The organism is Pseudomonas wadenswilerensis, assembly GCF_024749185.1.
Taxonomy (GTDB): domain Bacteria; phylum Pseudomonadota; class Gammaproteobacteria; order Pseudomonadales; family Pseudomonadaceae; genus Aquipseudomonas; species Aquipseudomonas wadenswilerensis.
Genome location: NZ_CP087191.1, coordinates 316,817 through 341,235, shown reverse-complemented (window position 1 = coordinate 341,235; position 24,419 = coordinate 316,817). Strand labels below are relative to the sequence as shown.

Here is a 24,419-nt window from a genome sequence, read left to right as displayed (position 1 = left end):
ATGTCCCTGCGCACTTTGTTAAGCGCAGCCCTGATCGGGCTGTGCCTGTCCTTCACCCCGGTCTGGGCAGCTGAACCGCCAACCACAGCGTCGATCCAGAAAAGCCTGGACAAGATCGCCGAGCGCAAGCTGCCCGAGGCTGAACAGAAAGCCCTGCAGCAGGTGCTCGAACAGACCCTGACCTTCCTCGGCAACAAAGAGGACAGCGAGAAGAAGCTCGCTGCGCTCAAGCACCAGCTCAGCGACGCACCGCGCCAGACCAGCGATAACCAGCGCGAGCTGGCCAAGCTCAAGGACAGCAAGGTGATCCCGGTCGCCCAGCGCTACGCTAGCTCCAGCGTGCCGCAGCTGGAGCAATTGCTGGCCGAGCGCACTACCGAGCAGGGCGAACTGCAAAAAGCGCTGTCCGAGGCCAACAGCCTGACCATTACCGCGCAGACCCGGCCCGAACGGGCCCAGGCAGAAATCAGCGCCAACCAGACCCGCACCCAGCAGATCAACACCAGCCTGAAGATCGGCAAGGACGGCGGCAAGCCGCTCAACGCCGACCAGCGCAACCAGCTCAACGCCGAACTGGCCGCCCTCAACGCCCTGACCCTGCTGCGCCGCCAGGAACTGGCCGGTAACAGCCTGCTGCAGGACCTGGGCAACAGCCAGCATGACCTGCTGATCGAACGCGCCACGCGCCTGGAGCAGGAAATCCAGGACCTGCAGACGCTGATCAACCAGAAGCGCCTGGCCCAGTCCCAGCAGACCGTCACCGAACAATCGATCGAAGCGCAGAAGGCCGGCGGCAGCACCCTGCTGGCCACCGAAAGCGCCGCCAACCTCAAGCTCTCCGACTACCTGCTGCGCAGCACCGACCGCCTCAACGAACTGACCCAGCAGAACCTCAAGACCAAACAGCAACTGGACACCCTGACCCAGAGCGACCAGGCCCTGGACGAGCAGATCAGCGTGCTCAAGGGCAGCCTGCTGCTGTCGAAGATCCTCTACAAGCAGAAGCAGGCGCTGCCGCACCTGAAGCTCGACCGCGACCTGGCCGACCAGATCGCCGACATCCGCCTGTACCAGTTCGAGATCAACCAGCAGCGCGAGCAGCTCAGCAGCCCCAGCAGCTATGTCGACAAGCTGCTCACCGCACAACCGCCCGAGACCGTCACCCCGCAACTGCGCAAGGCCCTGCTGGAAGTGGCGATCACCCGCAGCGACCTGCTCGAACGCCTGAACCGTGAACTGAGCGCGCTGCTCAACGAATCGATCACCCTGCAGCTGAACCAGAAGCAACTGTTCAGCACCGCACAGAACCTGCGTGCAACCCTTGATGAGCAGATGTTCTGGATCCCCAGCAACAAGCCGCTGGACCTGGAATGGCTCCGCACCGTCCCCGAGCGCCTGCAGAAACAAGTGGTCAGCCTGCCCTGGGGTTCGGGCCTGAGGGAGCTGACCGACGGCCTGGCCCAGCGCCCGTTGTTGTTCCTGCCCTTGCTACTGCTGATCGGCGCCCTGCTGTGGCGGCGCAAGTACCTGTATGCGCGCCTGACCAAGGTTCACCAGGATGTCGGCCACTTCAAGCGTGACAGCCAGTGGCACACACCCCAGGCGATCCTGGTCAACATCCTCCTGGCCATGCCCCTGAGCCTGGGTCTGGCCTTGTGCGGCTATGCCCTGCAGATCGACGCCCGCGGGCAGAACGCCAACCTCGCCTCGGCGCTGTTCCAGGTGGCCCAGGCCTGGCTGGTGTTCTACACCGCCTACCGGATACTCGCCCCGGGCGGGGTGGCCGAACTGCACTTTCGCTGGGAAAAACCCCAGGTCGAATTCCTCCGCGGCTGGATCCGCCGCCTCGGCACCGTGGTCCTGGCCCTGGTCGGCGTGGTGGCGGTGGCCGAGCATCAACCTTCGGCGCTGGCTGAGGACGTACTCGGCATCGGCGTGGTGCTGACCTGCTACGCGCTGATGGCCTGGCTGCTCAGCCGCCTGCTGTTGAGCAGCCCTACCCACCGCAACGCCTCGCTGTTCCGCAAGGCCGTGGGCGTGGCCTTCACCGCACTGCCGGTGGCGCTGTTCATTGCCGTGTGCTTTGGCTACTACTACACCGCGCTCAAGCTCACCGATCGCCTGATCGATACCCTGTACCTGCTGATGTTCTGGCTGGTGATCGAAGCCGCCTTTGTCCGCGGTCTGGCCGTGGCCGCCCGGCGCCTGGCCTACCAGCGGGCGCTGAGCAAGCGCCAGGCGGCCAAGGAAGGCCTGGATGGCGAAGTGCTGGTTGAAGAGCCGACCCTGGACATCGAACAGGTCAACCAGCAGTCCCTGCGCCTGATTCGCCTGGCCCTGCTCGGCGGTTTCATCGCCGCCCTGTACTGGGTCTGGTCGGACCTGATCAGCGTGTTCGCCTACCTCGACAACATCACCCTGTACGAGTACACCAGCGGCACCGGCGCGGCCATGAGCATGGTACCGATCAGCCTGCGCGATCTGCTGGGCGCACTGGTGATCATCGGCATCACCGTTGCCCTGGCCGGCAACTTGCCTGGCCTGCTGGAAGTGCTGGTGCTATCACGCCTGAACCTGGCCCAGGGCAGCGCCTACGCCACCACCACGTTGCTGTCCTACGTGATTGCCGGGGTCGGCTTCGTCTCTACCCTGTCAGCCTTGGGCGTCAGCTGGGACAAGCTGCAATGGCTGGTGGCCGCACTGTCGGTGGGCCTGGGCTTCGGCATGCAGGAGATCTTCGCCAACTTCATCTCCGGGATCATGATCCTGTTCGAGCGCCCGGTACGGATCGGCGACACCATCACCATCGGCAACCTCTCCGGCACGGTGAGCAAGATCCGCATTCGCGCCACCACCATCACCGACTTCGACCGCAAGGACATCATTGTCCCGAACAAGACCTTCATCACCGGGCAACTGATCAACTGGTCGCTGACCGACACCATCACCCGGGTGACCCTCAAGCTTGGCGTCGACTACGGCTCGGACCTCGACCTGGTGCGCACCCTGCTGCTCAAGGCCGCCAACGACAACCCGCGGGTACTCAAGGAACCGGCGCCGATCGTCTATTTCCTCAACTTCGGCGAAAGCACCCTGGACCACGAACTGCGCATGCATGTGCGAGATCTGGGCGACCGCAACCCGGTACTCGACGAGATCAACCGCTACATCAACAAAGAGTTCAAGAAGCAGCACATCAACATCTCCTTCCGGCAGATGGAGATCTACCTGAAGAACATGCAGGGTCAGGAGTACAAGATGGTCCCGGTGGAAAACCTCGACAAGACCGTGCTGCCAAACGCCACGAATGGCGACAAGCCCGGCGACGAGGCCCCGGGCAAACCGGCCTGACTGGACGCCAACGGCCATACCCTTGCAGAATACTCAGGTTTTCTCCAGGAGATGGCCGTTGAAAGCCCTCGACGAACTGACTTTCGATAACCGTTTCGCCCGCCTGGGCGATGCCTTCTCTACTTCGGTGTTGCCCGAGCCGATCGCCGAGCCGCGCCTGGTGGTCGCCAGCGAAGCGGCCATGGCGCTGCTCGACCTGGAGCCAACCGAAGCCCATTCCCCGGTATTTGCCGAACTGTTCGGCGGCCACAAGCTGTGGGCCGAGGCCGAGCCGCGGGCGATGGTCTACTCCGGGCATCAGTTCGGCTCCTACAATCCGCGCCTGGGTGATGGCCGCGGCCTGTTGCTGGGCGAAGTGCACAACGACGCCGGCGAATCCTGGGACCTGCACCTCAAGGGCGCCGGGCAGACGCCATACTCGCGCATGGGGGATGGCCGTGCGGTACTGCGTTCGTCGATCCGCGAGTTCCTCGCTTCCGAAGCCTTGCCAGCCCTGGGCATCCCCAGCAGCCGAGCGCTGTGCGTGATCGGCTCGAGCACCCCGGTCTGGCGTGAAACCCAGGAACGCGCGGCCATGCTGCTGCGCCTGGCACCGAGCCATGTACGCTTCGGCCATTTCGAGTATTTCTATTACACCCGCCAGCCCGAACAGCAGCGCATCCTCGTCGATCACGTACTCGACACGCACTTTGCCGAATGCCGCGAAGCGCCCGAGCCGTACCTGGCCATGTTCCGCACCATCGTCGAGCGCAATGCCGAGCTGATCGCCCGCTGGCAGGCTTACGGTTTCTGCCACGGGGTGATGAACACCGACAACATGTCGATCCTGGGCATCACCTTCGACTTCGGCCCCTATGCCTTCCTCGACGACTTCGACGCCAACTTCATCTGCAACCACTCCGATGACCAGGGCCGCTATAGCTACAGCAACCAGGTGCCCATCGCCCACTGGAACCTCAGCGCCCTGGCCCAGGCCCTGACGCCGTTCATCAGTGTCGAAGCGCTGAAGGAAACCCTCGGGCTGTTCCTGCCGCTGTACGAGGCCCATTACCTGGACCTGATGCGCCGGCGCCTGGGCCTGACCCGGGCCGAAGACGACGACAAGCTGCTGATCGAACGCCTGCTGCAACTGATGCAACCGGGTGCGGTGGACTACACCCTGTTCTTCCGCCATCTCGGCGACCAACCCGCCGAGCAGGCGCTGCAGGTGGTGCGCGACGACTTCATCGACCTGGCCGGCTTTGACCTGTGGTCAGCAGACTACCTCGCACGCCTGCAGCGCGAACCCGGCAACGCCGAAGGCCGGCGCGAACGCATGCATGCGGTCAACCCGCTGTACATCCTGCGCAACTACCTGGCCCAGCGCGCCATCGAGGCGGCTGAGGGAGGCGATTACGAGGAAGTACGCCGGCTGCACCAGGTGCTGAGCAAGCCATTCGACGAGCAGCCGGGAATGCAAGCCTACGCCCAGCGGCCACCGGAGTGGGGCAAGCACCTGGAGATCAGTTGCTCGTCGTGACGGACTTGAACTATTTAACCTGTAGGAGCGGGCTTGACCCGCGAACGACCGCAAACCGGTCGCAATCTCCGGAGCTGTCATGACTGACCCACTACTAATCCCCTGCCCCCACTGCAACGGCCTCAACCGCATTCCCGGCGAGCGCCTTGGCGACAGTCCGAAATGCGGTCGCTGCAAGAACCCGGTCCTGCTGAGCACGCCGTTCGATTTGCAACAGGGCGACTACGCCAGCCAGATCAAGGGCGACCTGCCGCTGCTGGTCGATGTCTGGGCCGACTGGTGCGGGCCGTGCAAGTCGTTTGCGCCGATCTTTGCCCAGGCGGCCAGCCAGTTGAGCGGGCGCTGTCGCCTGGCCAAGCTGGACAGCGAAGCCAACCAGCAACTGGCCGGACAATTGGCGATTCGTTCGATTCCCAGCCTGATCCTGTTCAGAAACGGCCGGGAAGTGGCACGCCAGAGCGGTGCATTCCCACTCCAGCAACTGCTGGAGTGGCTACGCAGCCAGGGGATTTAAGCGTTTTCTTCGAGCAGGGCGTGCAGTTCGACGAACTGCTGGGTCAGCTTGTGCCGCGGTTCCAGGTGAATCAGCGGCAGGCTGGCCTGGTGTGACTCACGCATTTTCACCGAGCTGTTGAGGTACACCGGCAGCACCGGCAGGCCCTCGGCGATCAATTCGTCAAGCATCTGCTGGGGCAGGCTGGCGCGGGCCTGGAACTGATTGACGACGATGCCTTCGACCTGCAGCTCTTCGTTGTGATCGTCCTTGAGTTCTTCGATTTCGGCCAGCAGGCCATACAGCGCCTGGCGGGAAAAACTGTCGCAATCGAAGGGAATCAATACACGATCAGCGGCGATCAACGCAGAAACAGCGTAGAAGTTAAGCGCCGGCGGAGTATCCAGGTAGATCCGGTCATAGTCCTCATCCAGCTCATCCAGCAGTTTGCGCAGCTTGTTGATCTTGTGCTTGGCCTCAAGCTTGGGCTGCAGGTCCGCAAGCTCGGCGGTGGCGGTCACCACATGCAGGTTGTCGAAGGGCGTTTCGTAGATATCGACTTTGTTCTTCTTGGCAAACGGTCCGGAGGACAGGGTCTGCTTGAAGAAGTCGGCAATGCCCATGGGAATGTCCTCGCCGGTCAGGCCGGTGAGGTACTGGGTCGAGTTGGCCTGGGCATCCAGGTCGATCAACAGCGTCCGATAGCCTTCATTGGCACTCACCGCCGCCAGGTTGCAGGCAATGCTCGATTTGCCAACGCCACCTTTCTGATTGAACACCACGCGCCGCATGGAATGACCTCCGTGTGTCTGGGGATGACCGAGTATGTGTGCGCAGGGTCCACTTGACCAGCACCGTCGGGCTCAAGTTGTCGAGGAATCGACCGACAACCCGTGACCGCCGTTGGTCGGGAAAAAACCAGGCTTACCTGACGAAGCAGAACATTCGAGGTCTGTTTCAAACTGCAGTTTTGTAACCAGTATTTGCTACACGCCGACGGCACCGGGATAATGCGCGCCACTCGGCGATTGCGCCACACCCTGTCAGGTCGTTGTTCCGAGTTACTCCCTCGGCAAGGAAGTCCCTCAGGGCGGGAAGTACAGCAAAGTGATCACATTCAATATCAGCCAGTGGCGCGCGTGGGCACCAGGCCTGCAGACGGCTGCCGATTGGCAGGCCTGGAGCCAGGCAAACCACTTGCCAGAAATGGCTGAACAGGCACCGGATGTGTCGTTTTTGCCGGCCATGCAACGCCGTCGTCTAAGCCGCCTGGCGCGCATGGCTTTTGCCGTGGGCTGGCCACTGGCCGAAGGTTTGCAAGATTTGCCGCTGGTGTTCGTTTCCCGGCATGGCGAAACCCCGCGCACCTTCGAAATCCTCAGCGACCTGGCCAATGAGCAGCCGCTGTCGCCAACCCAGTTCAGCTTGTCGGTACACAACGCGGTCATCGGCCTGTGGTCGATCATGCGTGGCGAAACCAGTGAAATGACCGCCCTGGCTGCTGCCGGCGACGGTTTCGAACAAGGCGTAATGGAAGCCGCCTGCCTGCTGCGCGAAGGCGCGCCCGCGGTGCTGTTGATCGTCACCGAAGAACAGCCGCCAGCGGCCTATGGCCCAAGGATCGATGACGTGCCTTTCGCCTATGCCCTGGGCCTGTTGTTGACCCCCGGCGATGACTGGCAACTGGACCTGGGCGGTAAAGCCGCCGTTGCTGCGGTAACAGAACCCCATGCCTTGAGCTGGTTGCGTTGCCTGCTCACTGGCCAACGCACTTGTACCCACACCTGGAAGAGCCGCACATGGAACTGGCAACGCAAGCCATAAGCAGACCGCGTGACGCCTATTACTGGCGCCTGCTCGCCACCGCCATCAGCTTCCTGCTGTTCGGCATCGGCGGCCTGTGCCTGCGCCTGCTGGTCTTCCCGTTGCTGGCCTGTCTGCCCGGCGATGCCGCACGCCATCGCCAGCGCGCCCGGCACACCATCAGCTGGCTGTTCTGGCGCTTCATCCGCTTCATGGCCGCCAGCGGCGTGCTCACCTATGAGGTCAAGGGCGCCGAAAAGCTCGGCCGCCCGGGGCAGATGATTATCGCCAACCACCCGTCGCTGATCGACGTGGTGTTCCTCATCGGCCTGGTGCGCCAGGCCAACTGCGTGGTCAAGCAGAGCCTCTGGCACAACCCCTGCACCCGCGGCCCGGTGCGTTCGGCCGAATACATCAGCAACGACGGCAGCATCGACATGCTCGACAGCGCCGTAACGGCGCTGCAAGGCGGCCAGACCCTGATCATCTTCCCCGAAGGCACCCGCACCCAGCCGGGCCAGCCGCCTGCCTTTCATCGCGGCGCCGCAGCCATTGCCCTGCGCGGTGCGAAGATCATCACCCCGGTCACCATCAAGGTCACCCCCAGCACCCTGACCAAGGCCGAACCCTGGTACCGCATTCCCCAGTGCCGGGTGCATTTCAGCCTGCAGGTCGGTGCCGACATCGACCCGCAGGCCTTCGCCGCACAAGGCCCTGCCCCGCAGGCCTCGCGCAAACTCAATGATCACCTGCATCAGCACTTCACCAAGGAGCTCGCCGAAGATGAGCGATCCACAGAACACCCTTAACCACGACATCAAGCTGTTGATCATCGACGCCCTGGGCCTGGAAGACATCAGCGCCCAGGACATCGGCGACGAGCAGACCCTGTTCGGCGAAGGCCTGGGCCTGGATTCGGTGGACGCCCTCGAGCTCGGCCTGGCGATCCAGAAAAAGTACGGCATCAAGATCGACGCCGACGCCAAGGACACCCGCAACCATTTCACCAGCGTGGCCAGCCTTGCGGCTTTCGTCACCGCCAAACAGGCAGCCTGAGACAGCACCATGCAAACCCGCGAAGACATCTTCAACACCCTGCGCGACGCCCTGGTCGAACTGTTCGAACTGGACCCGGCCAGCATCAGCCTGGAGTCGAACCTGTATCAAGACCTGGAAATCGACAGCATCGACGCCGTCGACCTGATCGATCACATCAAGCGCCAGACCGGCAAGAAAATCGCCGCCGACGAGTTCAAGGCCGTGCGTACGGTCAATGACGTGGTCGAGGCGGTGTACCGCCTGGTCAACCCTGCGGCATGAAACGCCTGATCGGCCTCGGCCTGCTGCTGGCCGGTCTGCTGTACCCCTTTGCGGTGCATTTTGGCATGGCCCACTTTGCCCCCTGGCAGTTCGGCCTGCTGCTTGGCGGCCTGTGGCTGGCGCGCGCCTTGAGCGAACCGCGGCGGCCCGGCGGACACTGGATGGCCGTGGCGGCGATTGCCTTCTGCGCGTTGCTGGCGCTGTTCAACAGCCCGCAGCTGCTGCGTTGGTACCCGGTGCTGATCAGCGCTTTCATGCTTGGCCTGTTTGGCCTGAGCCTGAAGTTCGGCCCACCGCTGGTCGAGCGCCTGGCGCGGCTGCGTGAGCCGGAGTTGCCCGCCGTGGCAATTCACTACACGCGCCAGGTAACCAAGGTCTGGAGCCTGTTCTTCCTGGCCAACGGCCTGGTCGCCGCCGCCCTGACCCTGTGGGCGCCACTGAGCTGGTGGACCCTGTACAACGGCCTGATCGCCTACGGGCTGATGGGCCTGCTGTTTGCCATTGAATGGCTGATTAGACAACGCGTGCGAGGACGCTCATGAAATGGATTGCCCTTGAGCAACTGCTGCATCCGGCCAGCGCGCCGCGCCCGGTCAGCGTCGCCCCGGCGCTGGACCACGCGAGCTTGTGCCAGCAAGCCCTGCAACTGGCCGCAGGCCTTCAGCAGCGAGGCGTAAAGCGCATTGCCGTGCACCTGGAAGACGCCGCGCAACTGGCCGTCGCGCTGCTCGGGGCCTGGCGCGCCGGGGTGCAGGTGCTGCTGCCTGCCGACCTGCAAGCCCAGACCCGCCAGCGCTGGCTCGGCGAGGTCGAGCTGTGGCTCAGCGACCAAGCGCAGGACACCGCACTCGAGGCACTGTTGCAAGCGCCCCTGGCCGCCGCTGACCTGGACCTGGACAACTGCCAGCTGAGCCTGTGCACCTCCGGCTCCAGCGGCGAAGCCAAACGCATCGACAAGAGCCTGCGCCAGCTGGCCAATGAAGTGCAGGCCCTGGAACAGCTGTGGGGCAAGGACCTGGGCGCTGCCTGCATCATCGGCAGCGTCGCCACCCAGCACATCTACGGCCTGCTGTTTCGCGTGCTTTGGCCGCTGTGCGCCGGGCGCCCGTTCGTGCGCCGCCAGTTGCCCTTCCCTGAAGACCTGCAGCGCGCCAGCCGCGAGCACCCGGCCTTTGCCTGGGTCGCCAGCCCGGCGCTGCTCAAGCGCATGGGCGACAACCTCGACTGGCCAGCATTGAGTGCGGTACGCCGGGTGTTTTCCTCCGGCGGCGAACTGCCGGCCAGCGCCGCCCAGGCCTTGCACCAGCGCTTGCAGCAATGGCCGACGGAAATCCTTGGCAGCTCGGAAACCGGCGGCATCGCCTGGCGCCAGGGCGACAGCCTGTGGCAGCCATTTGCCGAGGTGCGCCTGAGCCAGAACCAGGACGGTGCGCTGCGCATTGAATCGCCTTACCTGCCACCCGGTCATATCGAACAAAGCGCCGATGCCGTCGAGTTCGCCGCTGACGGTCGCTTCCGCCTGCTCGGGCGCCTGGACCGCATCGTCAAACTGGAAGAAAAACGCATCTCCCTGCCGATGCTGGAACAGGCCCTGGTCGAGCACGTCTGGGTCGAGGAAGCGCGACTGGCGGTGATCCAGGAAAACCGCGCCAGCCTTGGCGCCCTGCTGGTGCTCAGCGCCGCAGGCCTGTATGCCTTGCGCAACCAGGGCCGCCGTGCGGTCACCGAAGGCCTGCGCCAACACCTCAGCCAGCACTGCGAAGCCCTGGCCCTGCCCCGGCGCTGGCGACTGCTGCGGCAACTGCCGTTCAACGCCCAGGGCAAACTGCCCCAGGCCGAACTCGAAGCCCTGCTGCTGGCACCACGGCCGAAAGGCCCGGACGTCCTGAGCCAGGCCGAGGTGGACGGCGAGCTACAGCTGCAACTGGCAGTGTCGGCGGACCTGGCCTATTTCAACGGTCACTTCCCGCAGACCCCGGTGCTGCCAGGCGTGGTCCAGGTCGACTGGGCGCTGGCCCTGGGACAACAATTGCTCGACCGGCCGCGCCAGTTCGCCGGCATGGAAGTGCTGAAATTCCAGCAACTGGTGCGCCCCGGCGACCCGCTGCAGCTAACCCTGCGTTTCGATGCCGAGCGCAGCAAGCTCTACTTCGCCTACAGCAACGCCGGAGCGCCCTGCTCCAGCGGCCGCATCGTGCTGGAGGCCGTCGGTGAATAAGCCTTGTGCGGTGATCCCGGTGTACAACCACGAACTGGCGGTGCCGGCGGTGGTTGCCGACCTGCTCGCAGCCGGCCTGCCCTGCGTGCTGGTCGATGACGCCAGCAGCCCGGCCTGCGCCACCGTGCTGCGCCAGCTGGCCGAGCACCAGCAGGTGTTCCTGGTACAGCTGAAGGTCAACCAGGGCAAGGGCGGCGCGGTCATGGCCGGCCTGCGCGAAGCCGCACGCCTGGGCTTCAGCCATGCCCTGCAGGTGGATGCCGACGGTCAGCATGACCTGGCCGATGTCAGCCACTTTCTCGAACAGTCGCAGGCGTATCCACAGGCGCTGATCTGCGGTTATCCACAGTACGACGCCAGCGTGCCCAAGGGCCGTCTGTATGCGCGCTACCTGACCCACGTATGGGTGTGGATCAACAGCCTGTCGCTGCAGATTCCCGATTCGATGTGCGGTTTTCGGGTCTACCCGCTGCCGCCGACCCTGGCGCTGATCGAGGCGGTGAACCTCGGCAAGCGCATGGACTTCGACCCGGAGATCCTCGTGCGCCTGGCCTGGCGCAACCAGCCGATGCGCTGGCTGCCCACCAAGGTGCATTACCCGGCCGACGGCCTCTCGCACTTTCGCCTGTTCCACGACAACGCATTGATCTCGAAGATGCACACCAAGCTGTTCTTCGGCATGTTGCTGCGCGCCCCGGCCATCCTCTGGCGGCGGTGGCAGGCATGAGCAACGGCGAACAACACTGGGCCGAACACCAGGAACGTGGCAGCTTCTGGCTGATGAAGCTGACCGCCCTGGGCATCAAGCTGCTCGGTCGGCGCCTGCTCAGCCCGGTGCTGTATGGCATCGTCCTGTACTTCTTCGTGTTTGGCCGCCGTGCCCGGCAGAGTATCTGGCAATACCAGCAGCGCCTGGCCGACTGGAGCGGGCAAGCCAGCCTGCGCCCCAGCCACACGCGGGTGTTCGGCCAGTTCATGGCCTTCGCCGATGCCCTGCTGGACAAGCTCGACGTATGGAACGGCAAGCTGCGCCTGGAGCAGATCGAGATCGTCGACCCCGGGCAGTTGCGCGGCCAACTGCGCGCCGAGCGCGGACAGATGCTGGTGGGGGCGCACCTGGGCAATCTTGAAGTCTGCCGCGCCCTGGCCGAGCTTGGCGAGCAGGTGACCATGAACGTGCTGGTGCACACCAAGCACGCCGAACGCTTCAATCGCCTGCTCGGTGAATCGGGTGCGACCAACCTGCGGCTGATCCAGGTCAGCGAGCTGGACCCGGCGATCATGCTGCAACTGAGCCAGCGCCTGGACCGCGGCGAATGGCTGGCGATTGCCGGCGACCGCGTGCCGCTGCATGGCGCGCGTACGGTCGAGGCGGATTTCCTCGGCCACCGCGCCGCCTTCCCGCAGGGCCCGTGGCTGCTGGCCGGGCTGCTCAAGTGCCGGCTCAATCTGTTCTTCTGCCTCAAGCAGCAAGGCCGCTACCAGGTGCTCCTCGAACCCTTCGCCGAGGCCATCGAGTGGCGCCGCGGCCAGCGCGATCAGGTGATCGCCGACTGGGCCGGGCGCTACGCCGAACGCCTGGGCCACTATTGCCTGCAAGCGCCGCAGCAATGGTTCAATTTCTACCCTTTCTGGAAGACCGATGACGATGCATCCGCATAAGCCCGTGACCTTCGGCGCGCTGCCGTTGGCAATCGAAGACGTCCTCGCCCTGGCCCACCGCCAGGCCGAAACCCGCCTGCAGGACGACAGCGACTACCGCGCCCGGATTGCCCGTGGCGCGCAGTTCCTCGACTCGCTGCTGGACAAGGAAGGGGTGATCTACGGGGTGACCACCGGCTACGGTGACTCGTGCGTGGTGGCGGTGCCACTGGAGCATGTCGAGGCCCTGCCCAAGCACCTGTACACCTTCCATGGCTGCGGCCTCGGCCAGTTGCTCGATGCGCCATCCACCCGCGCCGTACTGGCCGCCCGCTTGCAGTCGCTGTGCCATGGTGTGTCCGGCGTGCGCGTCGAGTTGCTGGAGCGCCTGCAGGCGTTTCTTGCCCACGACATCCTGCCGCTGATTCCCCAGGAAGGCTCGGTCGGTGCCAGCGGCGACCTGACGCCACTGTCCTACGTGGCCGCGACCCTGTCGGGCGAGCGCGAAGTCATGTACCGCGGCGAGCGCCGCAGCGCTGCTGACGTACACCGCGAACTGGGCTGGCAGCCGCTGGTGCTGCGGCCCAAGGAAGCCCTGGCGCTGATGAACGGCACCGCGGTGATGACCGGTCTGGCCTGCCTGGCGTTCGCCCGCGCCGATTACCTGCTCAAACTCGCCACCCGGATCACCGCGCTGAACGTGGTCGCCCTGCAAGGCAACCCGGAACACTTCGACGAGCGCCTGTTCGCCGCCAAGCCGCATCCGGGGCAAATGCAGGTGGCTGCCTGGTTGCGCCATGACCTGGCCATCGACGCGCCGACCGCGCCGCTGCATCGCCTGCAGGACCGCTACTCGCTGCGCTGCGCGCCGCATGTGCTGGGCGTGCTGGCCGACAGCCTGGGCTGGCTGCGCGGCTTTATCGAGACCGAACTGAACAGCGCCAACGACAACCCGATCATCGACGCCGAAGCCGAACGCGTACTGCACGGCGGCCACTTCTACGGCGGCCATATCGCCTTCGCCATGGACAGCCTGAAGAACCTGGTGGCCAACGTCGCCGACCTGCTCGACCGCCAGCTCGCCTTGCTGGTCGACACGCGCTACAACCACGGTCTGCCGAGCAACCTGTCGGGCGCCAGCGCCGAGCGGGCGATGCTCAACCACGGCTTCAAGGCCGTGCAAATCGGCGCCAGCGCCTGGACCGCCGAAGCCCTGAAAAACACCATGCCGGCCAGCGTGTTCTCGCGCTCCACCGAATGCCACAACCAGGACAAGGTGAGCATGGGCACCATCGCCGCCCGCGATGCCCTGCGCACGCTCGAACTGACCGAACAGGTTGCCGCCGCGACCTTGCTGGCGGCCAACCAGGGCGTCTGGCTGCGCAGCCGCGAAGCCGATGCCCGTGACCTGCCGCCGGCCCTGGCCGAGATGCACAGTGCGCTGCTCGAAGACTTCGCCCCGGTGATCGAGGACCGCGCCCTGGAAGGCGACCTGCGCCTGTGCCTGAGCCGAATTGCCGAACAACACTGGAGGCTGCATGCGTAGTCAGGGAGTGCTGCACGTCGATACCGAAGTGCTGGTGCCGTTCTTCGATGTCGACAGCATGCTGGTGGTCTGGCACGGCCACTACGTCAAGTATCTGGAAGTAGCGCGCTGCGCGCTGCTCGACCGCCTCGAACACAACTACCTGCAGATGCAGGCCTCCGGCTTCGCCTGGCCGGTGATCGACCTGCAGTTGCGCTATATGCGTGGCGCCACCTTTGGCCAGCGCCTGAACGTGCGTGCCAGCCTGGTGGAGTGGGAGAACCGCCTGAAGATCAACTACCTGATCAGCGACGCCGCCACCGGCGAACGCATGACCCGCGCCAGTTCCGTGCAGGTCGCGGTCGAAATCGCCAGTGGCGAGATGCAACTGGCCTCGCCGCAGGTGATGCTCGACGCCGTGAACAAGGTGCTCAAATGAACACGCTGCTGCGTAGCCTGCTGTGCATCGGCCTGCTTGCCAGCTGCACCCTGGCTCAGGCCTTTGGCCTCGATGACCTGAGCAAGCAATTGGGCGAGCCTGCAGTCATCAAGGGCCCGTTCATCCAGGAAAAACACCTGCGCGCCCTGCCGCAGCCGTTGCTCAGCAAGGGCCAGTTCGTCCTGGCCCGTGACCACGGCCTGCTCTGGCTGCTGCAAACACCGCTCAAGCAGGACTACCGCCTCAACGCCCAGGGCATCGCCCGCCGCGACCCGTCCGGTTGGCAGATGCTGCCGGGCAAGAGCGCCGGCGCCGAGCAGAACCGCCTGTTCTTCGCCGTGCTGCAAGGCGACAGCAGCGGCCTGCAGCGTGACTTCGAGCTGAGCCTGCAAGGCGATGCCAAGCACTGGCAATTGCGCCTGACCCCGCGTTCGCTGCTGCTCAAACAGGTGTTCAAGCAGATCGATATCGACGGCGGGCGCTACGTCGAACGCATCCAGCTGCTGGAAACCCAGGGCGACAGCACGGTACTGCGCATGCCATCGAGCAGCAGCGCCAGCCTGACCGACACGGAGCGCCGCGATTTTGCCGAGTGAGCGCCTGTTGCCACGGCTGTTTTTGCTGCTGCTGATCGCTGTGCTGGCCCTGGCCGGCTGGCAGTGGCACCGCGCTGCACCCTTGTCTGCCGACCTGATGACGCTGGTGCCCGGCGCCACCCAGGACCCGCTGGTGCAACGCGCCGAGCAGCGCATGCAAGAGCCGCTGAACCGCGAGATGCTGGTACTGGTCGGCCACCCCCAGCGTGACCAGGCCATTGCCCTGGCCCAGCGCCTGGCGGAACAATGGCAGGCCAGTGGCTTGTTCGAGAAGGTCCAATGGAGCCTGCAGACTGACCTGCAAGCACTGCGTGAACAGTTGCTGCAAGGGCGCCTGGCGATGCTCTCGCGCGCTGACCGCAGCAGCCTGATCGACAATCCGCAAGGCTTTATCGAGCAGCGCGTACAGAACCTCTACGACCCCTTTGCCGGCTTCAGCCTGGTGCCCAGCCAGGACGACTGGCTGGGCCTGACCGGGCGCATCCAGAACAGCCAGCCACGCCCTGCCGCAGTACAGCTGGACACCGCCAGCGGCGCGCTGGTGGCCGAAGCGGACGGGCAGAACTGGGTACTGCTGCGTGCCCGCACCCTGGGTAATGCGTTCGATATGCAACTGCCCCTGCAAGTCGCCGACCTGCTCGCCAGCGGCCGGGTTGAAGCCGGGCACAACGGTGCCCGCCTGCTGGCCGCCAGTGGTTTGCTGTACGCCGCCAACGGCCAGCGCCAGGCCAGCCAGGAAATCACCTGGGTCGGCGGCGGCGCCACGGTTGGCATCCTGTTGCTGCTCCTGCTGGCGTTCCGCCGTTGGCGCATTCTTCTGGCCTTCGTTCCGGTACTGGTCGGCATGTTGTTCGGCGCGGTGGCCTGCGTGGCGCTGTTCGGCCAGATGCACGTGATGACCCTGGTACTCGGCTCAAGCCTGATCGGCGTGGCCGTCGACTACCCGCTGCACTATCTGTCCAAGAGCTGGAGCCTGCGCCCCTGGCAGGCCTGGCCGGCCTTGCGGCTGACCTTGCCGGGCCTGAGCCTGAGCCTGGCCACCAGTTGCATCGGCTACCTGGCCCTGGCCTTCACGCCGTTCCCGGCCCTGACCCAGATCGCAGTGTTTTCCGCCGCGGGCCTGATCGGCGCCTACCTCAGTGCCGTGTGCCTGCTGCCGGCACTGCTCAAGGGCATCGACCTGCAGCCGGCGCAGTGGCCGCTGCGCATTGCCCAATGGCTGGTGGATCTGCGTGAGAAACTACTGAGCAAGATTCCCAGCCCGGTGTTGCTCGGTTTGCTGATCCTGTTCTGCGCTGCCGGTCTATGGCAGCTGGACAGCCGCAACGACATCCGTCAGTGGGTCGGCAGCCCGCCGCAACTGCTCGAAGAAGCCCAGGCTGTGGCACGTATCACGGGCTACCAGCCGACCAGCCAGTTCTACCTGGTTCGCGGCGCCGACCAGACGCAGTTGCTGGGTCGCCTGCAAGCGCTGAGCACGCGGCTCGATGAACTGGTCGAAACCGACAAGCTCAAGGGCTACATGGCCCTCAGCCAACTGGTCGCCAGCCCTGGCGAACAAGAACAGGTACGCGATGCACTCGGCAAGCTGCCGCTGCAACCGCTGTTGGCCCTGGGCGTGCCGCAAAGCGCGCTACAGGCCGAACTGACACAACTGCAGGCACTGGCTGCCCTGGACATCGATCACGCCCTCAGCGGCCCGCTAGGCGAGCCATGGCGCACCTTGTGGCTGGGCACCGACGCTCAGGGCGTGGCCGCCATCGTCAGCCTGCAAGGCTTGAACGATCCGGCGTTGCTGCGCCTGCAAGCCGACGACCTTGAAGGCGTGCAACTGGTGGACCGCCTCGGCGACCTCAACCGGGTGTTCGCTGCCACCCAGGTCAGTGCTGCAGAGCTCAAGCTGTTGTCGTGCGCGCTGATCGTGGTGCTGTTGATCCTGCCGTTTGGCCTCGGCGGTGCCCTGCGCATCGTCGCCCTGCCATTGCTCGCCGCGCTCTGCAGCCTGGCTTGCCTCGGCTGGCTGGGCCAGCCGCTGACCCTGTTCAGCCTGTTCGGCCTGCTGCTGGTCACCGCCATCAGCGTCGACTACGCGATCCTCATGCACGAGCAGATCGGCGGCGCCGCCGTCAGCCTGCTCGGCACCCTGCTCGCGGCGACCACCACCTGGCTGTCGTTCGGCCTGCTGGCGGTGTCGAGTACCCCGGCGGTGAGCAACTTTGGCCTGGCAGTCAGCCTCGGCCTGGCCTTCAGTTTTGTCCTGGCGCCCTGGGCTGCCACCGGCCACAAGGAACAGGCGGCATGAGTATCGTGTTGTTCTGGGTCCTGGCCCTGGCACTGTTCTGGATCGCCAGTGAGCTCGGCCGGCGCCTGGGGCTGATCCCGATTGTCAGCCAGTTGCTGCTGGCGACCCTCGGCCTGCCGCTGCTGATGCTGTTCTGGGTCGAGCCGCACTGGCAGCTCAGTGGCGCCGCGCTGGTGGCGCCGTCCTGGCTGAAAACCCTGTATGGCCTGAGTTTCGCCCTGCTGCTGGGGCATATTCTGGCTGACGTGGTGGAGCTGAAATTCGACCGTCAGAGCCTGAAGATCGCCCTGCCCAGCTTCTTCGTGCCCTTCGCCTGTGGCCTGGCCTGCGGCGCGTTGTTGCTGCCCGAACAGCCCTGGCTGACCACCCTGGCCCTCGGCCTGGTGTTTGCCATCACCGCCATCCCGGTGCTCTACCTGTACCTGCGCAACATCGACTACCCACCCGCCGCAACCCGCCGGCTGATGCAGTCGGCGATCCTCATCGACCTGACCTGCTGGCTGCTGTTCGGCCTGGGCAAGGGCAGCCTCGAACCCGTGAGCCTGTTGCTGCCACTGCTCGGTGCCTGCCTGCCGTTACCACTGTATGCCCTCGGTGTGCGTCGGCCCTGGGTCTACAGCCTGGGCTTTTTCGGCCTGCTGTTCGTCGCCGAGCACTACCGGCTCAACGCGCTGATCTTCGGCATCGGCTACCTGTGCTGCCTGGCCTGGCTCAAGTTGCCGCTGCGCATGCCGTTATCGGAGCTGTGGATAAAACGCCTGCAGAACGGTGTGGCGATCCCGCTGATCCTGACCTTCGGCATCATCCAGATCGATATCCACAACGTGCTGCAGGGCTTCGATGCCATCCAGTTGAGTGCCCTGCTGCTGTTGCCGATCGTCAGCAAGCTGCTCGGCAACTGGCTGGGCCTGTGCTGGGCGACGCCGTCGTTCGCCGGCGCGAGCAAATGGCGGGAAAGCCTGCTGCTCAATATTCGCGGCTTGAGCGAGATCGTCTTTCTCAACCTGCTGCTGCAACAACAGTTGATCAGCCCGGCGCTGTACTTCGCGCTGATGCTGATGAGCCTGGTCGCCACGCTGATGCCCGCGCTGGCCGGCCTGCACCGGATTCCATTGAAGACTGCCCAACCGGCAAGGAGGCCTTATGCCGAACACTGAACTGCAACAACGGCAGGTATTGATTATCGGCGCCGGCCCGTCCGGCGCCATCGCCGGGGCCTTGCTCAAGCGCAACGGCCACGACGTGCTGATCATCGAGCGCCAGCGCTTCCCGCGTTTTTCCATCGGCGAGAGCCTGTTGTCGCACTGCATCGACTTCGTCGAGGAAGCCGGCATGCTCCCGGCCCTCGAAGCGGCAGGCTTCCAGCGCAAGAACGGCGCGGCCTTCGCCTGGGGCGATGAGTACAGCGCCTTTGATTTCGGCGACACCTTCAGCAATGGCAAGCCGAGCACCTTCCAGGTCCAGCGCGCCCAGTTTGACCAGTTGCTGGCCGACCAGGCGGCAGCCCAGGGCGTGGAAATCCGCTACGAAGAAGAGATCATCGCCGCCGACTTCGAGCGCCCGCGCCCACAGGTCCGCGTGCGTCGCCTGGATGGCAGCGAGTACCGCGTCGAAGCCGAATTTGTCCTCGATGCCAGCGGTTATGGCCGCGTGCTCCCGCGCCTGCTGGACCTCGAAGCACCGTCGAATTTCCCGGTGCGCCAAGCGGTGTTCACCCACATCGAAGACCGCATCGACCACCCGGCTTTCGACCGGGAAAAGATCCTCATCACCACCCACCCGCAGCACCGTGATATCTGGTTCTGGACCATTCCGTTCAGCAATGGCCGCTGCTCCCTGGGGGTGGTCGCCGCCGCCGAGCACTTTGCCGCCGCGCCGGCCGACCTGGATGCCTGCCTGAAGGACTTCGTCGCCCAGACGCCAAGCCTGGCCAAGGTGCTGGCCAATGCCGCATGGGACACTCCGGCGCGGACCATCGGCGGCTATTCGGCCAACGTCAAGACCCTGCATGGCCCGGGCTTTGCCCTGCTCGGCAACGCCGCCGAATTCCTCGACCCGGTGTTCTCCTCCGGGGTGACCATTGCCATGCGTTCGGCGAGCATGGCCGCCGGCGTGCTGCACCGTCAGTTGCAGGGTGAAAGCGTCGACTGGCAGAGCGAGTTCGCCGAGCCGCTCAAGCGCGGCGTCGACACCTTCCGCGCCTACGTTGAAGGCTGGTACAACGGCAGCTTCCAGGACGTCATTTACCACCCGGCCAGCTCGCCGGAAATCCGCGCAATGATCAGCTCGATCCTTGCCGGTTACGCCTGGGACCAGCGCAACCCGTTCGTCAGCGAGCCCAAGCGGCGCCTGCGCATGCTCGCCGAAGTCTGCGCAAGGACGGTGGCATGAGGTTCCTCAGCGACAGCTACGTCGAGGAGACCCGCTTCGGCTTCTGGTTCCTGCGCAGCCACACCTGGCAGCACCATGTGCTGCGGGTAGCGATCAACGACCTGCGCCGGCTGTTCGACCAGGCACTACCCAGCGCACCCGTGCTGCTCGATGCCGGCTGCGGCCAGGGCAAGTCGTTCCAGTACCTGCAGCAGGTGTTCGCCCCCGGCCGGTTGCTGGGCACCGACGCCGACCCGCACAGCCTCGAGCTGAGCCAGGCCGAAGCCGGGCGCCTGGGCCTGAATGTCGAACTGCGCGGCAGTGACTGCGCGGCGTTGCAGTTTGCCGACAACAGCGTCGATATCCTTTTCTGCCACCAGACCTTCCACCACCTGGTCGAGCAGGAACAGGCCCTGGCCGAGTTCTACCGGGTACTCAAGCCCGGTGGCTACCTGCTGTTCGCCGAGTCCACCGAAGCCTATATCGACACCTGGGTGATCCGCTGGCTGTTCCGCCACCCCATGCACGTGCAGAAAAGTGCCGAACAGTACCTGCAGATGCTCCGCGACCAGGGCTTCGAATTCGGCGCGCAGAATGTTTCCTACCCGTACCTGTGGTGGAGCCGTTCCAGCGACTTCGGCCTGCTCGAACGCTTTGGCCTGCGCAAGCCGCCACCGGTCGGCCAGCGCGAAGAAACCCTGGTCAACGTGGTTGCCCGTAAACCTTTGAAGCCAGCCGAGCCGAGTGCATGAAACGCCTGTTGCTGATCCTCGCCTTCGCACTGAGCGCCTGCGCCAGCCGTGCGCCGCTGCCCGCGCAGTTGCCGCCGCTGACGCTGCCGATGCAGCTGCATATCCAGCGCGAACAGGCAGGAGAAAGTCAGGACTGGCTGCTGGTGATCCAGCGCGAGAACGCCAGCCTGCGCTGGTCGTTGCTGGACTTGCTGGGTATTCCGCAAGCCCGGCAGTTGCTCAACGACGGTCAGTGGCAAGCCGATGGCCTGCTGCCGCCCAACCCGGGCGCCCGTGAATTGTTCGCCGCCCTGCTGTTCGCCCTGACCCCGGCCGGGCAACTGCAAGCGCTCTACCCCGGTGCCCACCAGCAAGGCCAGCAGCGCTGGCTGGGTGAGCGCTGGCGCGTCGACTACCGACAAGCCGACGACTTCACCTTGAACCTGGGCCAGGGCCTGCGTTATCTAGTCAGCCCACTGCCCAGCGAGAACACGCCATGACCGCTTACCTCAATGCCCTGGGCCTGGTCTGTGCCCTGGGGCGCGGCCAGGCCGAAGTCGCCCGCAAGCTGTTTGCCGGCGACTGCTCGGGGATGCGCGTGGAAGACGGCTGGGTGCCGGACCGCAGCCTGCCGGTGGCGGGCGTGCAAGGCGAGCTGCCTGAGTTGCCAGCCGAGATGCAGGCCCATCACAGCCGCAACAACCAGTTGCTGTACGACGCCTGCCTGCAGATCGGCGCCCCGATCGAAGCGGCCATCGCCCGCTTTGGCCGCCAGCGCATCGGCATCGTCCTGGGCACCAGCACCTCGGGCATCAAGGAAGCCAGCGACGACATCGCTCACTACCTGCGCGAACACGCGTTTCCGGCCAGCTACGACTATGCCCAGCAGGAGCTCAGCGCCCCGGCCAATTTCCTCGCCGACTGGCTGCAACTGAGCGGCCCGGCCTATGTGATCTCCACTGCCTGCACCTCCAGTGCCCGGGCCTTGATGAGTGCCCGCCGCCTGCTTGATCTCGACATGTGCGATGCGGTGATCTGCGGCGGTGTCGACAGCCTGTGCAAGCTGACCCTCAACGGTTTCAGCGCCCTGGAAGCGGTCAGCGCCGAGCGCTGCAACCCGTTTTCGGTCAACCGCAACGGCATCAACATCGGTGAAGCCGCGGTGGTGTTTCTGATGACCCGTGAAGCCCACGCTGAAGGCAACAACATTGCCCTGCTCGGCGCCGGCGCCAGCTCCGATGCGCATCACATCTCGGCGCCCGAACCCGGCGGCAAAGGCGCCTTGCAGGCCATGCGCAAGGCACTGGACAATGCCGGCCTGCAACCAGCACAGATCGATTACCTGAACCTGCACGGCACCGCCACCCGCCACAACGACGCCATGGAAAGCCTGGCCGTGCATGAGTTGTTCGGCAGCCAGTTGGCCTGCTCGTCGAGCAAGCCCATGACCGGCCATACTTTGGGTGCGGCCGGCGCTCTGGAAGCAGCGTTCTGCTGGTTGAGCCTGGCCGCCGACAATGCCGAAGGGCGCTTGCCGCCGCATGTCTGGGATGGCGTGGATGACCCACAGCTACCGGCCCTGAAGCTGGTCGATGCCAGCCAACGCCTGCCGGCCCGAGGCCCGCGGCGCCTGATGAGCAACTCGTTCGCCTTCGGCGGCAACAACGTCAGCCTGATTCTCGGAGACACCCCATGATCACCTGGCCACTGGCCGAACTGCTGCCTCATGCCGGCGACATGATCCTCATCGATCAGGTCGAGTCGTTCGATGAAGAGCAGATCCACACTCAACTGACCGTGCGCCCCGGCGGCCTGTTCAACCGCGCCGACGGCAGCCTGCCGGCCTGGGTCGGCATCGAGCTGATGGCCCAGAGCGTCGCCGCCTACGCCGGTTGTCGCGCGCGCCAGCAAGGCCGGCCGGTGGAGCTGGGCTTTTTGCTCGGCACGCGCAAATTCGAATGCAATGTCGAACATTTCCCTGCCGGTGCCCACTTGCGCATCCATGCCCTGCGGTCGCTCGAAGACGACAACGGCATGGGCGTGTTCGAGTGTCACCTGCGCGGCCCGGGCATCCATGCCATGGCCCGCTTGAACGTTTTTCGCCCGCCGCAAGTTGCCAGCTACCTGGCCGAAGCGGGCCCAGAGGAGTCCCCCCATGACTGACACCATCCTGGTCACCGGTTCCAGCCGTGGCATTGGCCGGGCCATCGCCCTGCGCCTGGCCCGGGCCGGTTTCGACCTGGTCCTGCATTGCCGTAGCGGGCGCAGTGAAGCCGACGCCGTTGCAGAAGAAGTCCGGGGCCTGGGCCAGCAAGCCCGCGTGCTGCAATTCGACGTTGCCGATCGCGCTGCCTGCGCGGCCATCCTCACCGATGACGTGGAAACCCACGGTGCCTACTATGGCGTGGTCTGCAACGCCGGCCTGACCCGCGACGGCGCCTTCCCGGCGCTCACCGAAGAGGACTGGGACCAGGTGCTACGCACCAACCTCGATGGCTTCTACAACGTCCTGCACCCGCTGATGATGCCGATGATCCGCCGGCGCAAAGCGGGGCGCATCGTTTGCATCACTTCGGTATCGGGAATGATCGGCAACCGTGGCCAGGTCAATTACAGCGCTTCCAAGGCCGGGGTGATCGGCGCCGCCAAGGCTCTGGCAATCGAGCTGGGCAAGCGCAAGATCACCGTCAACTGCGTGGCCCCTGGGTTGATCGATACCGCCATGCTCGACGAGCACATGCCGGTCGATGAGCTGTTGAAGATGATCCCGGCACAGCGCATGGGCACCCCGGAAGAAGTCGCCGGCGCGGTGAATTTCCTCATGTCGGCCGAAGCCGCCTACATCACCCGCCAGGTACTGGCAGTCAACGGAGGCCTGTGCTGATGAAACGTGTGGTCGTCACCGGCATGGCCGGTATCACTTCGCTGGGCAGCGACTGGCAGACCATTGCCGGCAACTTCGCCAGCAACCGCAGCGGCATTCGCCGCATGGACGAATGGGACCGTTTCGAGGAGCTCAACACGCGCCTGGCCGGCCCCATCGATGACTTCAAGGTGCCGAGCGGCTGGACCCGCAAGCAACTGCGCAGCATGGGCCGGGTCTCGCGCCTGGCCGTGGCTGCCGCGCAGAACGCCCTGCGCGATGCCGGCCTGCTCGACGACCCGTCGATCCGCGACGGGCGCATGGGCGTGGCCTGCGGCTCGTCCACCGGCAGCACCGACGAGATCAAGGCATTCGGCAACATGCTGCTCAACTCGGTGGCCGAAGGCCTCAATGCCAACTCCTATGTGCGGATGATGCCGCACACCACCGCGGCCAACATCAGCATTTTCTTCGGCCTTACCGGGCGCCTGATCCCCACTTCGAGCGCCTGTACCAGCGGCAGCCAGGGCATCGGCTATGCCTATGAAGCGATCAAGTTCGGCCGCCTGCCGTTGATGCTCGCCGGCGGCGCCGAAGAGCTGTGCCCGACCGAAGCCATGGTCTTCGACGCACTGTACGCCACCAGCCTCAAAAACCATGCCCCCCACACCAGCCCGAGCCCCTATGACAGTGGCCGCGACGGCCTGGTGATCGGTGAAGGCGGCGGCATGCTGGTGCTCGAAGAGCTCGAACACGCCCTGGCCCGTGGCGCGCACATCTACGCCGAGATCGTCGGCTTTGGCAGCAATGCCGACGGCCAGCACACCACCCGTCCGGAGCAGGCAACCATGCGCCGGGCCATGGAGCTGGCGCTGGAAGACGCCAGCCTCGCGCCGGCTGCCATCGGTTACGTGAACGGCCACGGCACCGCCACCGAGCAGGGCGACATCGCCGAAACCCTGGCCACCAGCAGCCTGTTCGGCCCGCGCATGCCGATCAGCTCGCAAAAAAGCTTCCTCGGCCACACCCTCGGTGCTTGCGGCGCGCTGGAGTCCTGGTTCAGCATCGAGATGATGAACAGCGACCGCTATGTGCACACCCTCAACCTGGAGCACATCGACCCGCGCTGTGGCGAGCTGGACTACCTGTGCGGCGAGTTTCGCAGCATGAGTCACGACTATGTGATGAACAACAACTTTGCTTTTGGCGGGGTCAACACCTCGCTGATTTTCCGTCGCTGGAACTGAA

The 24,419-nt window shown here is 65.0% G+C and carries 24 protein-coding genes; 23 read left to right on the top strand and 1 reads right to left on the bottom strand.

Going from position 1 to position 24,419, the window contains the following annotated elements:
• From mscK to trxC, 3 genes are all read left to right on the top strand, one after another.
• The gene (mscK, locus tag LOY45_RS01535; protein WP_115089331.1) at window positions 1–3,351 is read left to right on the top strand and encodes a mechanosensitive channel MscK; all 3,351 of its coding nucleotides are present in this window, start codon (window positions 1–3) and stop codon (window positions 3,349–3,351) included.
• A gap of 58 nt (window positions 3,352–3,409) precedes the next feature.
• Complete coding sequence (gene selO, locus LOY45_RS01530) at window positions 3,410–4,870, top strand: protein adenylyltransferase SelO (RefSeq protein WP_258578661.1); 1,461 nt, start codon at window positions 3,410–3,412, stop codon at window positions 4,868–4,870.
• A 79-nt stretch (window positions 4,871–4,949) separates the two neighbouring features.
• The gene (trxC, locus tag LOY45_RS01525; protein WP_134061217.1) at window positions 4,950–5,384 is read left to right on the top strand and encodes a thioredoxin TrxC; all 435 of its coding nucleotides are present in this window, start codon (window positions 4,950–4,952) and stop codon (window positions 5,382–5,384) included.
• Here trxC and LOY45_RS01520 read toward each other — a convergent pair.
• Window positions 5,381–6,154, bottom strand: coding sequence for a ParA family protein (locus tag LOY45_RS01520; RefSeq protein ID WP_038997609.1), 774 nt, complete (start codon window positions 6,152–6,154; stop codon window positions 5,381–5,383). The two genes, trxC and LOY45_RS01520, sit on opposite strands and share 4 nt — an antisense overlap.
• A 316-nt stretch (window positions 6,155–6,470) precedes the next feature.
• Between LOY45_RS01520 and LOY45_RS01515 the strand changes: the two genes are divergently transcribed.
• From LOY45_RS01515 to LOY45_RS01420, 20 genes are read left to right on the top strand one after another with little or no spacing between them, the layout of a single operon-like run.
• Window positions 6,471–7,187: a beta-ketoacyl synthase chain length factor gene (locus tag LOY45_RS01515; protein WP_134061216.1), complete on the top strand. Its 717-nt coding sequence runs from the start codon at window positions 6,471–6,473 to the stop codon at window positions 7,185–7,187.
• The gene (locus LOY45_RS01510) at window positions 7,163–7,975 is read left to right on the top strand and encodes a lysophospholipid acyltransferase family protein (protein WP_115089343.1); all 813 of its coding nucleotides are present in this window, start codon (window positions 7,163–7,165) and stop codon (window positions 7,973–7,975) included. Before LOY45_RS01515 ends, LOY45_RS01510 begins: the two co-directional genes overlap by 25 nt.
• Window positions 7,950–8,222, top strand: coding sequence for a phosphopantetheine-binding protein (locus tag LOY45_RS01505; protein WP_010222262.1), 273 nt, complete (start codon window positions 7,950–7,952; stop codon window positions 8,220–8,222). The genes LOY45_RS01510 and LOY45_RS01505 overlap by 26 nt, the downstream gene beginning before the upstream one ends.
• Window positions 8,223–8,231: 9 nt before the next feature.
• Window positions 8,232–8,486, top strand: a complete 255-nt coding sequence (locus LOY45_RS01500) for an acyl carrier protein (protein ID WP_115089345.1) — start codon at window positions 8,232–8,234, stop codon at window positions 8,484–8,486.
• Window positions 8,483–9,028 carry a COG4648 family protein gene (locus LOY45_RS01495; RefSeq protein ID WP_233673585.1) on the top strand — a complete coding sequence of 182 codons (546 nt, stop codon included), beginning with the start codon at window positions 8,483–8,485 and terminating at the stop codon, window positions 9,026–9,028. Before LOY45_RS01500 ends, LOY45_RS01495 begins: the two co-directional genes overlap by 4 nt.
• Window positions 9,025–10,704: an acyl-CoA synthetase family protein gene (locus tag LOY45_RS01490; protein ID WP_115089349.1), complete on the top strand. Its 1,680-nt coding sequence runs from the start codon at window positions 9,025–9,027 to the stop codon at window positions 10,702–10,704. Before LOY45_RS01495 ends, LOY45_RS01490 begins: the two co-directional genes overlap by 4 nt.
• Complete coding sequence (locus tag LOY45_RS01485; RefSeq protein ID WP_115089352.1) at window positions 10,697–11,431, top strand: glycosyltransferase family 2 protein; 735 nt, start codon at window positions 10,697–10,699, stop codon at window positions 11,429–11,431. The genes LOY45_RS01490 and LOY45_RS01485 overlap by 8 nt, the downstream gene beginning before the upstream one ends.
• Window positions 11,428–12,366, top strand: coding sequence for an LpxL/LpxP family acyltransferase (locus LOY45_RS01480; protein ID WP_115089354.1), 939 nt, complete (start codon window positions 11,428–11,430; stop codon window positions 12,364–12,366). The genes LOY45_RS01485 and LOY45_RS01480 overlap by 4 nt, the downstream gene beginning before the upstream one ends.
• Window positions 12,347–13,891: an HAL/PAL/TAL family ammonia-lyase gene (locus tag LOY45_RS01475; RefSeq protein ID WP_115089356.1), complete on the top strand. Its 1,545-nt coding sequence runs from the start codon at window positions 12,347–12,349 to the stop codon at window positions 13,889–13,891. Before LOY45_RS01480 ends, LOY45_RS01475 begins: the two co-directional genes overlap by 20 nt.
• Window positions 13,884–14,309: an acyl-CoA thioesterase gene (locus tag LOY45_RS01470; RefSeq protein ID WP_115089357.1), complete on the top strand. Its 426-nt coding sequence runs from the start codon at window positions 13,884–13,886 to the stop codon at window positions 14,307–14,309. Before LOY45_RS01475 ends, LOY45_RS01470 begins: the two co-directional genes overlap by 8 nt.
• Window positions 14,306–14,905 (top strand): outer membrane lipoprotein carrier protein LolA, encoded by a 600-nt coding sequence (locus tag LOY45_RS01465; RefSeq protein ID WP_134061211.1) that lies wholly within the window; start codon window positions 14,306–14,308, stop codon window positions 14,903–14,905. The genes LOY45_RS01470 and LOY45_RS01465 overlap by 4 nt, the downstream gene beginning before the upstream one ends.
• Window positions 14,895–17,207, top strand: a complete 2,313-nt coding sequence (locus tag LOY45_RS01460; protein ID WP_115089359.1) for an MMPL family transporter — start codon at window positions 14,895–14,897, stop codon at window positions 17,205–17,207. The genes LOY45_RS01465 and LOY45_RS01460 overlap by 11 nt, the downstream gene beginning before the upstream one ends.
• Window positions 17,204–18,364 (top strand): sodium:proton antiporter, encoded by a 1,161-nt coding sequence (locus LOY45_RS01455; RefSeq protein WP_115089360.1) that lies wholly within the window; start codon window positions 17,204–17,206, stop codon window positions 18,362–18,364. The genes LOY45_RS01460 and LOY45_RS01455 overlap by 4 nt, the downstream gene beginning before the upstream one ends.
• On the top strand, window positions 18,351–19,598 hold the full coding sequence (locus tag LOY45_RS01450) for an NAD(P)/FAD-dependent oxidoreductase (RefSeq protein WP_115089361.1): 1,248 nt from the start codon (window positions 18,351–18,353) through the stop codon (window positions 19,596–19,598). The genes LOY45_RS01455 and LOY45_RS01450 overlap by 14 nt, the downstream gene beginning before the upstream one ends.
• The gene (locus LOY45_RS01445) at window positions 19,595–20,329 is read left to right on the top strand and encodes a class I SAM-dependent methyltransferase (protein ID WP_258578660.1); all 735 of its coding nucleotides are present in this window, start codon (window positions 19,595–19,597) and stop codon (window positions 20,327–20,329) included. Before LOY45_RS01450 ends, LOY45_RS01445 begins: the two co-directional genes overlap by 4 nt.
• On the top strand, window positions 20,326–20,808 hold the full coding sequence (locus LOY45_RS01440; protein WP_258578659.1) for a hypothetical protein: 483 nt from the start codon (window positions 20,326–20,328) through the stop codon (window positions 20,806–20,808). Before LOY45_RS01445 ends, LOY45_RS01440 begins: the two co-directional genes overlap by 4 nt.
• Window positions 20,805–22,004 carry a beta-ketoacyl-[acyl-carrier-protein] synthase family protein gene (locus tag LOY45_RS01435; protein WP_258578658.1) on the top strand — a complete coding sequence of 400 codons (1,200 nt, stop codon included), beginning with the start codon at window positions 20,805–20,807 and terminating at the stop codon, window positions 22,002–22,004. Before LOY45_RS01440 ends, LOY45_RS01435 begins: the two co-directional genes overlap by 4 nt.
• Window positions 22,001–22,471 (top strand): hotdog family protein, encoded by a 471-nt coding sequence (locus tag LOY45_RS01430; RefSeq protein WP_115089365.1) that lies wholly within the window; start codon window positions 22,001–22,003, stop codon window positions 22,469–22,471. Before LOY45_RS01435 ends, LOY45_RS01430 begins: the two co-directional genes overlap by 4 nt.
• On the top strand, window positions 22,464–23,192 hold the full coding sequence (gene fabG, locus LOY45_RS01425; RefSeq protein ID WP_258578657.1) for a 3-oxoacyl-ACP reductase FabG: 729 nt from the start codon (window positions 22,464–22,466) through the stop codon (window positions 23,190–23,192). The genes LOY45_RS01430 and fabG overlap by 8 nt, the downstream gene beginning before the upstream one ends.
• The gene (locus LOY45_RS01420; RefSeq protein ID WP_115089367.1) at window positions 23,192–24,418 is read left to right on the top strand and encodes a beta-ketoacyl-ACP synthase; all 1,227 of its coding nucleotides are present in this window, start codon (window positions 23,192–23,194) and stop codon (window positions 24,416–24,418) included. Before fabG ends, LOY45_RS01420 begins: the two co-directional genes overlap by 1 nt.
• Window position 24,419: the final 1 nt, after the last annotated feature.

Coding starts and splice junctions, on each gene's coding strand:
- mscK (WP_115089331.1), top strand. CDS start 1: ATGTCCCTGCGCACTTTGTTAAGCGCAGCCCTGATCGGGCTGTGCCTG.
- trxC (WP_134061217.1), top strand. CDS start 4,950: ATGACTGACCCACTACTAATCCCCTGCCCCCACTGCAACGGCCTCAAC.
- LOY45_RS01520 (WP_038997609.1), bottom strand. CDS start 6,154: ATGCGGCGCGTGGTGTTCAATCAGAAAGGTGGCGTTGGCAAATCGAGC.
- LOY45_RS01510 (WP_115089343.1), top strand. CDS start 7,163: ATGGAACTGGCAACGCAAGCCATAAGCAGACCGCGTGACGCCTATTAC.
- LOY45_RS01505 (WP_010222262.1), top strand. CDS start 7,950: ATGAGCGATCCACAGAACACCCTTAACCACGACATCAAGCTGTTGATC.
- LOY45_RS01500 (WP_115089345.1), top strand. CDS start 8,232: ATGCAAACCCGCGAAGACATCTTCAACACCCTGCGCGACGCCCTGGTC.
- LOY45_RS01495 (WP_233673585.1), top strand. CDS start 8,483: ATGAAACGCCTGATCGGCCTCGGCCTGCTGCTGGCCGGTCTGCTGTAC.
- LOY45_RS01490 (WP_115089349.1), top strand. CDS start 9,025: ATGAAATGGATTGCCCTTGAGCAACTGCTGCATCCGGCCAGCGCGCCG.
- LOY45_RS01480 (WP_115089354.1), top strand. CDS start 11,428: ATGAGCAACGGCGAACAACACTGGGCCGAACACCAGGAACGTGGCAGC.
- LOY45_RS01475 (WP_115089356.1), top strand. CDS start 12,347: ATGACGATGCATCCGCATAAGCCCGTGACCTTCGGCGCGCTGCCGTTG.
- LOY45_RS01470 (WP_115089357.1), top strand. CDS start 13,884: ATGCGTAGTCAGGGAGTGCTGCACGTCGATACCGAAGTGCTGGTGCCG.
- LOY45_RS01465 (WP_134061211.1), top strand. CDS start 14,306: ATGAACACGCTGCTGCGTAGCCTGCTGTGCATCGGCCTGCTTGCCAGC.
- LOY45_RS01455 (WP_115089360.1), top strand. CDS start 17,204: ATGAGTATCGTGTTGTTCTGGGTCCTGGCCCTGGCACTGTTCTGGATC.
- LOY45_RS01450 (WP_115089361.1), top strand. CDS start 18,351: ATGCCGAACACTGAACTGCAACAACGGCAGGTATTGATTATCGGCGCC.
- LOY45_RS01445 (WP_258578660.1), top strand. CDS start 19,595: ATGAGGTTCCTCAGCGACAGCTACGTCGAGGAGACCCGCTTCGGCTTC.
- LOY45_RS01440 (WP_258578659.1), top strand. CDS start 20,326: ATGAAACGCCTGTTGCTGATCCTCGCCTTCGCACTGAGCGCCTGCGCC.
- LOY45_RS01435 (WP_258578658.1), top strand. CDS start 20,805: ATGACCGCTTACCTCAATGCCCTGGGCCTGGTCTGTGCCCTGGGGCGC.
- LOY45_RS01430 (WP_115089365.1), top strand. CDS start 22,001: ATGATCACCTGGCCACTGGCCGAACTGCTGCCTCATGCCGGCGACATG.
- fabG (WP_258578657.1), top strand. CDS start 22,464: ATGACTGACACCATCCTGGTCACCGGTTCCAGCCGTGGCATTGGCCGG.
- LOY45_RS01420 (WP_115089367.1), top strand. CDS start 23,192: ATGAAACGTGTGGTCGTCACCGGCATGGCCGGTATCACTTCGCTGGGC.